The sequence below is a fragment of the Bacillus sp. EB106-04-02-XG92 genome, from assembly GCF_058791995.1.
Map to the genome: position 1 here is coordinate 38673 of NZ_JBYTEA010000007.1, position 13407 is coordinate 52079.

15 protein-coding genes and 1 pseudogene are annotated in these 13407 nt (G+C 33.1%); 12 read left to right on the plus strand and 4 right to left on the minus strand.

The features are described from left to right. Nucleotides 1-90: 90 nt before the first annotated feature. A complete protein-coding gene (gene alr, locus AC3WVA_RS18400; RefSeq protein WP_098346489.1) occupies nucleotides 91-1266 on the plus strand; it encodes an alanine racemase in 1176 nt (391 codons plus the stop codon). Nucleotides 1267-1286: 20 nt separating this feature from the next. Here alr and AC3WVA_RS18405 read toward each other — a convergent pair whose 3' ends face one another. From AC3WVA_RS18405 to AC3WVA_RS18415, 3 genes are read right to left on the minus strand one after another with little or no spacing between them, the layout of a single operon-like run. Continuing rightward, nucleotides 1287-2000 (minus strand): class I SAM-dependent DNA methyltransferase, encoded by a 714-nt coding sequence (locus tag AC3WVA_RS18405; RefSeq protein ID WP_098881013.1) that lies wholly within the window; start codon nucleotides 1998-2000, stop codon nucleotides 1287-1289. After that, the gene (locus AC3WVA_RS18410) at nucleotides 1993-2880 is read right to left on the minus strand and encodes a GNAT family N-acetyltransferase (RefSeq protein WP_341013656.1); all 888 of its coding nucleotides are present in this window, start codon (nucleotides 2878-2880) and stop codon (nucleotides 1993-1995) included. The genes AC3WVA_RS18405 and AC3WVA_RS18410 overlap by 8 nt, the downstream gene beginning before the upstream one ends. 23 nt (nucleotides 2881-2903) lie before the next feature. Continuing rightward, nucleotides 2904-3782, minus strand: a complete 879-nt coding sequence (locus AC3WVA_RS18415) for an aminoglycoside phosphotransferase/kinase family protein (RefSeq protein ID WP_341013655.1) — start codon at nucleotides 3780-3782, stop codon at nucleotides 2904-2906. Between the two features lie 385 nt (nucleotides 3783-4167). Here AC3WVA_RS18415 and AC3WVA_RS18420 point away from each other — a divergent pair, with 385 nt between their 5' ends. Further along, on the plus strand, nucleotides 4168-5376 hold the full coding sequence (locus tag AC3WVA_RS18420; RefSeq protein ID WP_098881016.1) for a macrolide family glycosyltransferase: 1209 nt from the start codon (nucleotides 4168-4170) through the stop codon (nucleotides 5374-5376). A 169-nt stretch (nucleotides 5377-5545) separates the two neighbouring features. Then, nucleotides 5546-6391, plus strand: a complete 846-nt coding sequence (locus AC3WVA_RS18425) for a YitT family protein (RefSeq protein WP_098881017.1) — start codon at nucleotides 5546-5548, stop codon at nucleotides 6389-6391. Between the two features lie 46 nt (nucleotides 6392-6437). Here AC3WVA_RS18425 and pdxR read toward each other — a convergent pair whose 3' ends face one another. Further along, nucleotides 6438-7838, minus strand: a complete 1401-nt coding sequence (gene pdxR / locus AC3WVA_RS18430) for a MocR-like pyridoxine biosynthesis transcription factor PdxR (RefSeq protein WP_429603705.1) — start codon at nucleotides 7836-7838, stop codon at nucleotides 6438-6440. 130 nt (nucleotides 7839-7968) lie between these two features. On the opposite strand from pdxR, the gene AC3WVA_RS18435 reads away from it, so the two are divergent. The 9 genes and pseudogenes from AC3WVA_RS18435 to esaA form a co-directional block, all read left to right on the plus strand. Beyond that, nucleotides 7969-8391, plus strand: coding sequence for a GNAT family N-acetyltransferase (locus tag AC3WVA_RS18435; protein ID WP_341013654.1), 423 nt, complete (start codon nucleotides 7969-7971; stop codon nucleotides 8389-8391). Between the two features lie 105 nt (nucleotides 8392-8496). Beyond that, nucleotides 8497-8658 carry a hypothetical protein gene (locus AC3WVA_RS18440; RefSeq protein ID WP_492322104.1) on the plus strand — a complete coding sequence of 54 codons (162 nt, stop codon included), beginning with the start codon at nucleotides 8497-8499 and terminating at the stop codon, nucleotides 8656-8658. Between the two features lie 103 nt (nucleotides 8659-8761). Next, nucleotides 8762-9319 (plus strand): GNAT family N-acetyltransferase, encoded by a 558-nt coding sequence (locus AC3WVA_RS18445; protein WP_341013652.1) that lies wholly within the window; start codon nucleotides 8762-8764, stop codon nucleotides 9317-9319. Next, nucleotides 9298-9411: pseudogene (locus AC3WVA_RS18450) on the plus strand (2'-5' RNA ligase family protein); the annotation flags it as partial. The gene AC3WVA_RS18445 and the pseudogene AC3WVA_RS18450, both read left to right, overlap by 22 nt. Further along, nucleotides 9408-9893 (plus strand): GNAT family N-acetyltransferase, encoded by a 486-nt coding sequence (locus AC3WVA_RS18455; RefSeq protein WP_063261365.1) that lies wholly within the window; start codon nucleotides 9408-9410, stop codon nucleotides 9891-9893. The pseudogene AC3WVA_RS18450 and the gene AC3WVA_RS18455, both read left to right, overlap by 4 nt. 12 nt (nucleotides 9894-9905) lie before the next feature. Then, the gene (locus AC3WVA_RS18460) at nucleotides 9906-10268 is read left to right on the plus strand and encodes a cupin domain-containing protein (protein WP_341013651.1); all 363 of its coding nucleotides are present in this window, start codon (nucleotides 9906-9908) and stop codon (nucleotides 10266-10268) included. Continuing rightward, the gene (locus AC3WVA_RS18465; protein WP_341013650.1) at nucleotides 10265-10693 is read left to right on the plus strand and encodes a GNAT family N-acetyltransferase; all 429 of its coding nucleotides are present in this window, start codon (nucleotides 10265-10267) and stop codon (nucleotides 10691-10693) included. The genes AC3WVA_RS18460 and AC3WVA_RS18465 overlap by 4 nt, the downstream gene beginning before the upstream one ends. A gap of 402 nt (nucleotides 10694-11095) precedes the next feature. Beyond that, entirely contained in the window at nucleotides 11096-11392 is a 297-nt protein-coding gene (locus AC3WVA_RS18470) for a WXG100 family type VII secretion target (RefSeq protein WP_000918601.1), read from the plus strand. Between the two features lie 127 nt (nucleotides 11393-11519). Further along, nucleotides 11520-13407: type VII secretion protein EsaA (gene esaA, locus AC3WVA_RS18475; RefSeq protein ID WP_492322078.1), on the plus strand; the 1888-nt coding region annotated here is incomplete at its 3' end.

Below are 13407 nucleotides of genomic sequence, written 5' to 3' on the forward strand. Positions count from 1 at the left end.
GACTAGCATATTGAAAAGTATTATATTGTAAAAGGTCATATGAAACGTGAAATAGAATGGAATGCAATTATTGAGTTAGGAGTTAGACCAATGAGTTTGAAATATGGAAGAGATACAATTGTTGAAGTTGACTTAAATGCAGTAAAACATAATGTAAAAGAATTTAAAAAACGAGTGAATGATGAAAATATTGCAATGATGGCTGCTGTAAAAGCAAATGGGTATGGCCACGGGGCAGTTGAAGTTGCGAAAGCTGCTATTGAAGCAGGAATAAATCAGCTTGCAGTTGCATTTGTAGATGAAGCGATAGAGTTAAGAGAAGCAGGAATTAACGTGCCGATTTTAATTTTAGGTTATACATCAGTAGCAGCTGCGGAAGAGGCAATTCAATATGACGTTATGATGACTGTTTATAGAAGTGAAGATTTACAAGGTATAAATGAAATCGCAAACCGTCTTCAAAAGAAAGCGCAAATTCAGGTGAAAATTGATACAGGAATGAGTCGTATCGGTTTACAAGAAGAAGAGGTTAAACCATTTTTAGAAGAATTAAACCGTATGGAGTATGTAGAGGTAGTAGGAATGTTTACACATTACTCTACGGCAGATGAAATTGATAAATCCTATACGAATATGCAAACAAGTTTATTTGAGAAAGCTGTCAATGCAGCAAAAGAATTAGGAATTCATATTCCATATATTCATAGTTCAAATAGTGCAGGATCGATGGAACTTAGCAATACATTTCAAAATATGGTTCGTGTAGGTATTGGAATTTATGGAATGTATCCTTCAAAAGAGGTAGATCATGCAGTCGTTTCTTTACAGCCTGCGTTGTCGTTAAAATCAAAAGTTGCTCATATTAAACATGCGAAGAAGAATCGTGGTGTAAGTTATGGGAATACGTATGTAACGACTGGTGAAGAATGGATTGCAACTGTACCAATTGGTTATGCTGATGGCTATAATCGTCAGTTATCTAATAAAGGGCATGCATTAATAAATGGAGTTCGAGTACCTGTTATTGGACGTGTTTGTATGGATCAGCTCATGTTAGACGTTTCAAAAGCAATGCCAGTACAAGTAGGAGACGAAGTAGTATTCTACGGTACACAAGGTGAAGAAGAAATTGCGGTGGAAGAAGTAGCGGATATGTTAGGTACAATTAACTATGAAGTTACATGTATGTTAGACAGAAGAATTCCGCGAGTTTATAAAGAAAATAATGAAACGGCTGCTATCGTAAATATACTAAGAAAAAACTGAATCGTTATGATTCAGTTTTTTTATTTTTGACAAATGAAAAATGCTCTATTTGTACCGTGTAGTTGAATGTTTTTAAAATCTACAGATTCCAACGAAGATATTATTTCTTCATTGGTATAACAAGCTTCTTCAAAAGAAAAGTCACTTCTCGTCCAAGTAGTATCTATGTCATGCTGAAATAGTATAAAGTTCATTACTGCTTTTTTATTTTCATTATCATATGTAGAATCAATCGTACAGACATATTCTTCCGCTGAAATATGAAACGAAGCAACCCAATTTTCAAGAAAACCTTTCTCCATATTCATATCAAATACGAATATACCTTCGCTATGTAATACGGAGTAAACATTATGAAAAACATTTTTTAATTCATCTAATTTTAAAATATGGTTTAAGCTATCGCCAGTAGAGATAACATAGTGAAATTGATCATTTATATTGAAATAACGAGCATCATCGACGATAAAGGTTGCGTCTGGCGCGTTTTGACGTGCGTATTCAATCATTTGAGCAGAACCATCTATACAAGTTACTACAAAAGTATTATCAATTAATTTCTTAGTAAGGTGACCAGTCCCGCAGCAAAGATCTAAAATATGAGAATGTGGTGGTGCATATTGTAAAACGAGTTTTTCCAAAAGAAGATAGGACTGTTCAGCAAAATGTCCCCAATGTTTATTATAGATGTCTGCAAAAATATCATAATCAGAATAAATTATTTTTTTACACATATGTATTCACCTCAAGATTCATTATATTATAATAGTCATGCTTTGTTTTCATTTCAAAACCACATTGTGTATATAGTTTTAAAGCATTTTTATTTTTCGTTTCGACGTCTAATTCAATTGTTGAAATTCCTTCTGTAATAAGGGTATGTACCATATAACTAAGAATATCTTTTCCGTACCCTTTATCTTGATATGAAGGGTGAACGGCGAATCCTGATAGTATAGTAGATTGCTCTTGCTTAAAAACTGTAATCGTTCCTATCACTTTTTCGTCGATAAGAGCACTATATACTTGATGAGAAGGTGAATTCATCATTTTTTGTAACCATATAGAGGTATTTTCTACTGAATCTCCAAAGGCTTGACTGGAAAGGTCAATAAGATCAAGAAGTGATTCTGAAGATGCAAGAGTGAGCTGTATAGTATTCTTTGTTGGTTTTTGCACTTCTTTTGCTTTGAACTCCATACTATATTCACTATATAAATAAGGTAACTTCATACGCTTTGCAAATTCTTTCCCAGAAGCAGAATCCCCATTCATAATAAGAAGTGCTTCATCTGCCTCTCTTTTTCGTATTTCTTTCATTGCAGATTGTAAAAGAGTGGTGCCTATATGTTGTTTCCTATAGTCCGGATGAACAAACCCTATTAATTCTAGTTTTGTCGGTCTTTCAAAGTCATACATACTTAATGCACTAATTAATTGAGTATTATCATAAAATAGAAAATCATATATATCTTCATTATTGCGAGCGGTTAAAAAGTTTACATATAAATCTGAAGAGTAATCAATTTGATCGTATTGGCTGCAAATATGAGCTAAATCTTTCATTTGCTGAATTTCGTTCGCTGTTAAAGATTGTTTTTGTTCAATATTCATTTCATAATCCCTCTCATTCTTATTTAAAAATAGGCTGGATGACTTAGCCACTTTTCTAACTCCACACTGCCCTGAACAGATAATAACCGGTACAAATATCGATAGGGACGTCTACATTCTACAAGATGAGGAATGGGCATAACGGTTTCGTATCCTTGTTTAAAAGCGCGAGCTTCTTTTTTTGTAAGCACATATTCTAAGCCGATAAAATCAAACTCCCGGGGAGCAACTGCGTAAGCTTCTGTATCTACTAAACCTGTAATAGTTGTACCATCTGATAAAAACTGAGTAGGGTCCATATCAATTAAAACGAGCGTTGATTCCTTTGGTGCTGGTAAGGAAGAAAGTTGTGATTCGAAAGTAGGAAATGCATTTTGTATGCTTTCATTATCGGAATAAAACATATTTACAAGCTCTTTACTGACTTTTAATATGTGAGACTTAAATTCTTCTAGTGGAACTTGGAAAGTACATGATGGATTTCCTATATAATCGGCATTACATTTATGTATTTCTGCAAGCCCTTTTCCGAGACTAATTAAAACAGAATCTGGTTGTCCGATAAAAGATTGAACTGTACTACCTGTTAACTTTTCGACCACAACGAATTCACGGCCATTTAAAATATGTTTTTCTAATATTGTTGGGATGGGGAGATTCGTATATTCTTGCAGCAATGTATGAACTGCTTCTAAATGATGGACATTCCTTGGATCAATTCCAAATAGTTTTTTGCATCCCCACCAAAAATCATTATTTGGTTCTTCATTCATTTTAGAAGAACGAACGATGACTTCAGCATCTTCTGTTCGGACGAGAAACACATCGCTTGCATGGTCTTCATAACCTGGGTGTAAAGCTTGAACAGATAAAATAGGTGAAGTGAATAGATGTTGTAGCATGAAGTCACTACTTTTTCTGTAAATTCTATAAATTCATTATATAACAGAATATGTTCCAAGTGGATAATGATAGGAATAGCATTGAACTTACATACATTCATGGTGAGAAATCAGTGTGTAAATTATATTTTTCTATTTTTGTGAGAATTATCAAAATAATTTCCTGTTAATAAATCTATAAAAATACCCGAATGTAAATCTCTTATTTTTCAGTAAATGAAGAGTTAAGTGTTCTTTTATGAGAGTTACAATGTAGGTTATGAAAAATATTTCTCAATAATAAAATGAAGAGAAAAGTGTGAAGAGATAGAATAGATTCCTTTATAATAGTTTTAAATTAATTAATATAATTAATTATTAATAATATTAGATAGGAGAGAATATGATGGCAAACGTACTCGTAATAAATTTCCCTGGAGAAGGTCATATAAATCCGACTTTAGCTATTGTAAGTGAGTTAATTCGGCGAGGGGAGACAGTTGTTTCGTATTGTATTGAAGATTATAGAAAGAAGATTGAAGCAACAGGTGCACAATTCCGAGTGTTTGAGAATTTCCTCTCTCAAATTAATATTATGGAGCGAGTAAATGAAGGTGGGAGTCCTTTGACGATGCTGTCTCATATGATGGAAGCATCAGAACGTATTGTTACTCAAATTGTAGAAGAAACAAAAGGGGAAAAGTACGATTATTTGATATATGATAATCATTTTCCAGTAGGACGTATTATAGCTAATGTTTTAAAATTACCTAGCGTTTCTTCTTGTACAACGTTTGCTTTTAATCAATACATTACTTTTAACGATGAACATGAATCAAGAAAAGTAGATGAAACGAATCCATTGTATCAATCTTGTTTAGCGGGAATGGAAAAATGGAACAAACAGTATGGAATGAAATGTAATAGTATGTATGATATTATGAACCACCCTGGTGATATTACGATTGTATATACTTCAAAGGAATATCAGCCGCGTTCAGATGTATTCGATGAATCGTATAAGTTTGTCGGCCCATCAATTGCTACGCGTAAAGAAGTAGGCAGCTTTCCTATGGAAGATTTAAAAGATAAAAAATTGATTTTCATTTCTATGGGAACAGTTTTTAATGAACAACCTGAGCTATATGAAAAATGTTTTGAAGCGTTTAAAGATGTAGAAGCGACAGTCATTTTAGTTGTTGGTAAAAAGATAAATATAAGTCAATTTGAAAATATTCCAAATAACTTTAGGTTGTTTAATTATGTGCCGCAATTAGAACTATTACAGTATGCTGATGTATTCGTGACACACGGTGGTATGAATAGTTCAAGTGAAGCGCTATATTACGGTGTTCCGTTAGTTGTAATTCCGGTAACAGGAGATCAGCCTTTAGTTGCGAAACGAGTGAGTGAAGTAGGAGCTGGAATAAGGCTTAATCGTAAAGAATTAACTTCTGAATCGTTACGTGAAGCTGTAGGGAAAGTAATGTATGATGTAACGTTTAAGGAAAATAGTCGTAAAGTTGGAGAGTCACTTCGAAATGCTGGTGGGTATAATAGGGCAGTTGATGAAATCTTAAAAATGAAAATGAATTCATACTCAAAACTTAAATAAATGTTTGGAGCACACTTACTGTAATATGTAAGTGTGTTTTTATAAATAAATTACATAAAAAATCACTGTAAAGGTGAAACTTTTGTGTATATAAACTCATATCTTTGAATTAGTAGTAAAATTACGTTAAAATAATACTAAGAAAATATATAAGTTTTGGGGGTAATGGATGAAAAGAGTATTTGAATACATATTATTAACGATTGGATCGATTATTGTAGCCGGTTCATTAGAGCTTATTTTAGCTCCTAATGGATTAGTAGATGGCGGGGTAACGGCTATTGCTATTATGGCAAATAAAGTTGCTGGATTACCGCTTTACGGGGTGTTCTTAGGAATTAATATCCCGATTTTATTATTTACTGCAAAAGTAATGGGAAAGAAGTTCTTTATCCGTACATCCTATGCAAATGTAGTTACAACACTCGGATTAATCTATTTAAAACCATTTCCAGCAATTACAACTTCTGAATTGTTAATTGTTCTTTATGGAGGAGTCCTATTTGGTGTTGGTGTAGGGATCGTAGTAAAAATGGGCGGAGCAATAGACGGATCAGAAATGTTAGCAGTTTGGATGAACAAACATTTTAAAGTGCCGATTAGTACATTTTTACTTGCTGTAAATGCAGTTATTTTCACATTTGTAGCGATTTTATTTTCAATCGAACAAGCGATGTTCTCATTAGCAATTTTCTATATTGTTACGAAGATGATTGATTTCATATTAGATGGTATTAATCAAGGAAAGAGCGTTATGATTATTTCTGGTAAAAATAAAGAAATTGGCGATCTACTTATGAAAGAATTGCAATTATCCGTTACGTATCTACATGGAGAAGGTGGTTTTTTAGGAGAACATAAGAGAATCATTTACTGTATTACAAACCGTTTCATTTATCCAAAAATGAAAGATCTCGTTCTCTCTGTAGATCCAACTGCTATAATTGAAGCTTCTTATTCAACAGAAACAACTGGTGTTAAGCGTCCAGGAAGGGCTGCGAAATCAGAAAAATAGTAAATAAAAATAGCTCCACGTAAGTATAACTTGCGTGGAGCTATTTTTATTTAGGAAACCAGGCCTTTTTCAGTAGTTGGACAACAGTTTTGATACGATCTTCTGGAATACTACCAAAACCGAGCAATACATAAGAATCGTCCTTTACATTATGAACAGAATCGTATGTGGAGAGAGGGTATAACTTAATGCGTTCTTTTGCAGCTACACGAATAAGTTCTTGTTCGTTCATCCCGTTATGAACGTGAAGTACAATATGGAGTCCGGATTGTTCACCTAGTATATGAACGTTATGTCCCATCTCGTTTGTAATACATTTAATTAAAGAAATATGTTTTCTTTTATATAACGTACGACTTCGGTTAATATGACGTTCCCAATCACCATTTTGAATAAAGGTGGAAAAGGTAAGTTGCTGCAGCATAGAAACTGTTTGTTTAAACATACCACCAAGTTCTTTATAGATTGTTAAAAGGTGAGGTGGTAAAACGATATATCCCATTCGTAAAGAAGGTAAAAAAGATTTCGAGAAAGTTCCCATGTAAATAACACGTTCATTTGAATCTAGTCCTTGTAAAGAAGGGATAGGTTTTCCTATATAACGAAATTCCCCGTCGTAATCATCTTCAATAATATAGCCCTTACAATCATCCGCCCATTTTAATAACTCGAGTCTTCTAGATAACGGCATTATGATTCCAAGTGGAAATTGGTGAGATGGAGTGACATACGCTACATTAGAACCCGATTCACGTAAATTAGAAATATGAATACCTTTATCATCTAAAGGGATAGGGTGAACGGGAAGATTAGAACTTTGAATCATAGCAGGTATACGGTGAAACCCAGGATTCTCGATTCCGTATTCTTTTTTTGAACCAAGTAGTTGAATTAGTAGCCAAAGAAGAGGCTGCGTACCTGCTCCAATTATAATTTGATCAGGCGAAGAATGTACCCCGCGAGCATGATATAAATACTTTGAAATATGTTCTCGTAGAATGAGCTCACCTTGTGGATCTTCTTTAGCAAATAATTCATTTTCATATTGAAATAAAGTTTCCTGTAATGCTTTTTTCCAGCTTGTTATCGGAAAAGCTTGTTGATCAATAAGCCCTTGGCTACAATCATAATCATATTGTTCGTTTTCTTTATTATTAGCACTGTTTGACGTAATTTGCTGTTTCTTTTGAATGACATCAATATCGACATTGGCAACAAAAATCCCGCGTTTCGGTTTGCTTTCTACATATCCTTCAGCTAGTAATTGTTGATAAGCAGATTCAACTGTAATACGGCTCACATTAAGTTGCATAGCTAAATTTCTGTGAGAAGGTAGGCGTGTACCGGCAAGTAGTGACCCATGAGAGATTTCTCGTTTTATATATTGATAAATTTGTAAGTAAATGGGTGTTTTACTTTGTAATACTAATGGGATAGTCAGATCCATGTATAGACGCTCCTTTTTAAACTGGCCTTATAAAAAAGAATAGAACTGTCACTTAAGCTAAGGGAAGTTGCTTTCTATAATGATGATATAACATTTAGAAAATTTTATAAATAGTAAGGGGAGAAGCATAATGCATATTAAAGAAGTAGTAACAGAAGTGGATTTACATGATGTATTTCCCGTATTACAGCAGTTAAGAACAAAACTATCAAAAGAAGAAGCGAGTTCTTTATTTCAAAAAATGAAAGAAGAAAATTATAAACTGTTTTCGCTACGTAATGAAGAGGATGAAGTTGTGAGTCTAGCCGGTGTAGCGATTTGTACGAATTTTTATAATGAGAAACATGTTTTTGTATATGACCTTGTTACAGCAGAAGCACATCGTTCAAAAGGGTATGGGAATGTATTACTCTCCTATATAGAGAACTGGGGAAAAGAAAACGAATGTGAGTCCATCGCTCTTACATCAGCGTTTCCTAGATTAGAAGCTCACCGCTTTTATGAAAGAGAAGGCTATGATAAGGTAAGTTTTTCTTTTTATAAAGAATTATAAAGAAGGAAAGGTTCTATATGACATAATATATAGAACCTATTTCATTTAGAAAGGTTTATAATTTATGTCGTTGAATTATTTTTTTGTAAATAATACAGAGAATGATTGGAGCGCTTACACTCGGAAAAAATAAAGAAACTATCAATCTCTAATGATGTTAGAGTAATCGTAATATCTGATATTCCAGGATATGATTTAGTTAAAAGAGGTGGAATAGAAGGATGGATAGAGAAAGGGATTTTAGTTGAGATAGAAACGATGAAATAGGAGGTATGGAGCCTTCTATTTTTTTATAATCAATATTTGTTTTGATTTTTCTGAAAAAATATTATAATTATATATGAAATAAAGAGGAGTGTAGGAGGAAATTATGCAAAACGTAATAGTAAAAGGGGATAAAGTTACAATTCGTACAATTGAAGAATCAGATATAAAAACATTATGGGGTCTCGTATTTAAAGAAGAGAATCCAGAATGGAAAAAATGGGATGCACCATATTTTCCGTTTTCAATGCAAGAATATCCGTCTTATAAAGAGAGGATGCAAACGCGTTTAAAAGAAGAACCTCTATCTAATTTAATTATAGAACATAACGAACAAATTATAGGTACGGTCGGATTTTATTGGGAGCATAAACCGACGCGTTGGTTGGAGATGGGAATTGTTATTTATAATCCAGATTACTGGAATGGTGGATACGGTACAGAAGCGTTAACGTTATATCGAGATTTACTATTTGAAAATATGGAGATTGGTAGAGTAGGAATCACGACTTGGTCTGGCAATGAACGAATGATGAAAGTAGCTGAGAAAATAGGAATGACTTTAGAAGGTAGAATGCGAAAATGTCGTTATTATAACGGGACGTACTATGATTCTATTCGAATGGGAATGATTCGTGAAGAATGGGAAGCACTGAGAAATTAAAATTAATTAAGGTAAATTATGAAAATGGTTCTGCCATTTCTTCTAGTATATTAGCAGAATATAAGTTAAAGAGAATGGAGACAACGAGATGACATATGTAATTAGAGAAATGAAGCAAGAAGATATTCACGCTGTACAATCAGTAGCGAAAATAGCTTGGCACGATACATACGAAGGAATTATCCCGAGAAAGATTCAAGACAGTTTCTTAGATGAGGCTTATTCTGATGAAAAAATGAAATATCGTCTTGAAAATACACATTTATTCGTTGCGGAAGAAGAAGGAGAAGTTATTGGCTTTGCAAATTTCTCTCCTGTTAGATTACAAAACGAAGCAGAATTAGGCGCGATTTATTTGTTACCAGATCAGCAAGGAAAAGGGATAGGAAGTGCATTATTACAAAAAGGGTTAACGGCATTAAAAGGAATTCGAAAATTATACATTCATGTAGAAGCAGCGAATGAAAAAGGAAAACGTTTTTATGAAGCGAAAGGTTTTGCACAATTAGAGGAATTTGAAGAAGATTTTGAAGGACATATGATGCAGACCGTAAGGATGGTTTTATATGTATAAGGAGGACTAGAAATGAAGATATTTGATTTTAGTGAAAAAGTAGGAAAACACATATTAGCATTTCAATCTAATTTCATAATGTCGAAAATATTAAAACATACAGGAAATGTACATATTGGTGCTATGCATTTACGAGAGAATGGAATAATTGGATATCATGAAGCAGTTGTATCGCAACTGCTTCTTATTGTGGACGGCGAAGGATATGTATGTGGGGAAGATAAAGAAAAAGTGAAGGTGAAAGCGGGACAAGCTGTGTTTTGGGAGAAGGGCGAATTTCATGAAACGAGTACGGAAAAGGGATTGATGGCAATTGTGATTGAGTCGGAGGAACTTGAACGAGCAATATTAATGCCGGGGAGTTGTGAGAAGTGATAATTAAGGCAAATCAAGAAGATACAAATGAAATATTAAAATATGCAGCTCAATCGCTTTTTGAAGGGACAAGAGGGAATTGTCGGTTAAGTATAGAGAAAGCGATTGAAATTACAAAGCCAATAGTGGAAAAGGGAGCATATTATCTAGTCGTTAAGGAAGAAAACAAAATGATGGGATGGATATTAATAGGGGAAAATACGGACTATTTTTCTCATGAAAAACTAGGGTTTATATACGAATTGTATGTTTTTCCAGAGTACCGCGGGAAAGGATTATCAAGAAAATTAATGGAGGCTGGTATTAAGGAATTACAAAAGAATTATTCAGAAATTCGTTTGAATGTATTCGCTGGAAATTTTGCAAAAGAGATGTACGAAGAGTTTGGTTTTGTTGAAAGGCAGGTAATTATGACTTTGAAGTGAGAACAATATTGTGGGTGGGAGAAAAGAAAAATGAAAAAAGAAAGAGAATATATTTCGTATTTATAAGGGGTGTATCCAGCATTACAAATAGTATCAACTTACATAAATGAAATAGGATAAAACATTGATGTATTAATTATAAATGATGAGATAGTATTCCATTTTCCTGAATATGAAAAAGCATTGAAAAATTTTGATTAGAAATAAAATAGTAGATTTATAGAGTATGCTTAAAAAATAAGTAAATTAGTATTATATAATATAATGTTTTTATAGTAAAAGAGAAATTTTGGAAAAATATCATTTTTTTATTTAGAAATTTATAAATTATTGATATAATCAATTTGTAGAATTGATTTTTGGTTAATTTTACTATTTTTAAATTTTAAGGGGGATTTATTCATGGCAGGACAAATTCGCATGTCACCAGAGGAGCTTAAATCGAAAGCGACTCGATATGGACAAGGTGCAAATCAAATTGAGGACATTTTACGTCAACTACAAAACTTACAAAATGAATTAAGAGGAGAATGGGAAGGTCGTGCTTTCGAAGGTTTTGATCAACAGTTCAATCAATTAAAGCCAAAAGTACAAAACTTCGCACAGTTATTACAAGAAATTAATATGCAGCTTAACAAAACTGCAGAAGCTGTTGCAAGACATGACGAAGATCTTTCTCGTAATTTCGGTCTACAATAAGACAGATAAAAAAGAACTATATAATTTAGCCATGCAACGATCTGTTGTATGGCTAAATTACTTTAAAACTAGAGTAAGATACGAAGTCTTTAACTTAATAGACTCGCAGTCGCAGGAGTGATAAGTAGTGAAAAAGTTCAAGTGGAGCATCTTGTTGTTTATTATTTTAGCTCTTGTGTTATCAACAGGGGTCTCCTATTTAGCGTTAAACCAAAATGTTAAGAAAGCAAATGAGAACACCACGCCCAAAATGACAGTTGCATTGGTAAATGAAGATCAAGGTACTGTATTTGAAGGTAATAAAATAGCGTTTGGAGATCAATTTGTTAAAAATGTAAATAAAAATACGAAACAAGAATGGTACGTAGTGAGTCGCGGGGTTGCAGAAAGTGGCTTGAAAAATAATAATTACAATATGATGATTGTAATACCTAACGATTTTTCAAGAAAGGCTGTTGCGATTGATTCAGAACTTCCAGAAAAATTAACATTAAATTACAAGGTAAATGCAACTGGAAATAAAGATTTGAAAGCTGAGGCAGAAAATACAGCTTCTGCTATTTTAGAAGATTTTAATAAGCAAATCATCGATGTTTATTTTGCAAGTATTATCGGTAAGTTGCAAGGTGCACAAGATAATATAGGTAAAATAATTGAAAAAGGGACTAATCAAACGACTATGTATAAAAAAGATGTACATAGCCCGTTAGCGAATTACACAAATCAATTTAAAACGGTACAAGATTACACTGGTATTTCTGTTAATAGTTTTAAAGGATTCCAAGATGTTTTAAAAGGGTTTGGTCAAGCTTTAGATGAAGGGAATAAATCTAATAATACGTATTTAGAAGGATTTAATAACTTTCAAAAAATGCAAACTGATAATAATCTGTTAGCAAATAATTTTACAAATCAATTTAATCAGTATATGAGCGATATGAATTCAGGGGATACTTTAAAGCAGTTAAGCGCATTGGAATCTGCAAATAAAATTATCGCAAATCAATTTACGCTTTCAGAGAAAGATCCTAATATTTTAGCAGATGCTTCAGCAATACAAAAATATTTAACAGATGTAAAAAAGCAAGTGTCAGAATATGATACAGAACTTGCAGGGAAATTAGAGAGTGACATACAAGCGACAATCCTTAAACGATTACAAAAGTCTATATCAAATGATGGACAACACGAAGTAGTTATAAATTCGTTAATGAAACAACCAGATATTCGTATCAAGCAACAAATTGAAAATTTAATTACAAAGTTGCCTAGTATGAATATGGAAGAAATCGTTCAAAGTGATTTGCCTGATGTAACGAAATTACAACTGAAAAACGTAATCCAATTTACGAATAAATATAATAAAGAAAATAATTTTAATTATAATCCAGTCAATAAAATATCTTTAGGAAACTCAATTAAAGAAGTAAAAGAAAGTTTGGCTAAAGATGGAATTACATTCAGTGATACAGCGAAAGTAATTGGAATGGATTCTTCGCAAACTATGAATATAACTATTCCTAGTGGCTTTGAGTTATATGGTAGTACAGATTCACTATTAATTGATGGTGTGGACCGTACAAGTGAATTCTTGCAAAACGGAGCAGTTGCAATATCAGCACGTAATGAGGGAGATTTGAAAATTAGCCTTCATGTGAAGTTAGTAGATCCAAGTATCAATATAGATGTTTTCTCTCCAGTAACGTGGGAATGGAAATTGAATGGTAATTACGAGAAAGAAACCAGTACCGGAAAAGAAGAACCTAAAAAAGAAGAACCAAATAAAGAGAATGAAGGAACAAAAACAGAAAATAGCAAGGTAGAAAATGTAGTTAATCAAACGCAGTATGGAATCATGCCGCTAGTAAACACTGTTAAAAAGCCTATCATTCAAAAGACAGAACAGAATAATAATAACACCGGAGGAAACCCAGAAGGCGGAACGGGAACAGATAACGGAAACGGAGGAAACCCAGGAGGCGGAACGGGGACAGATAACGGAAACGGAGGAAACC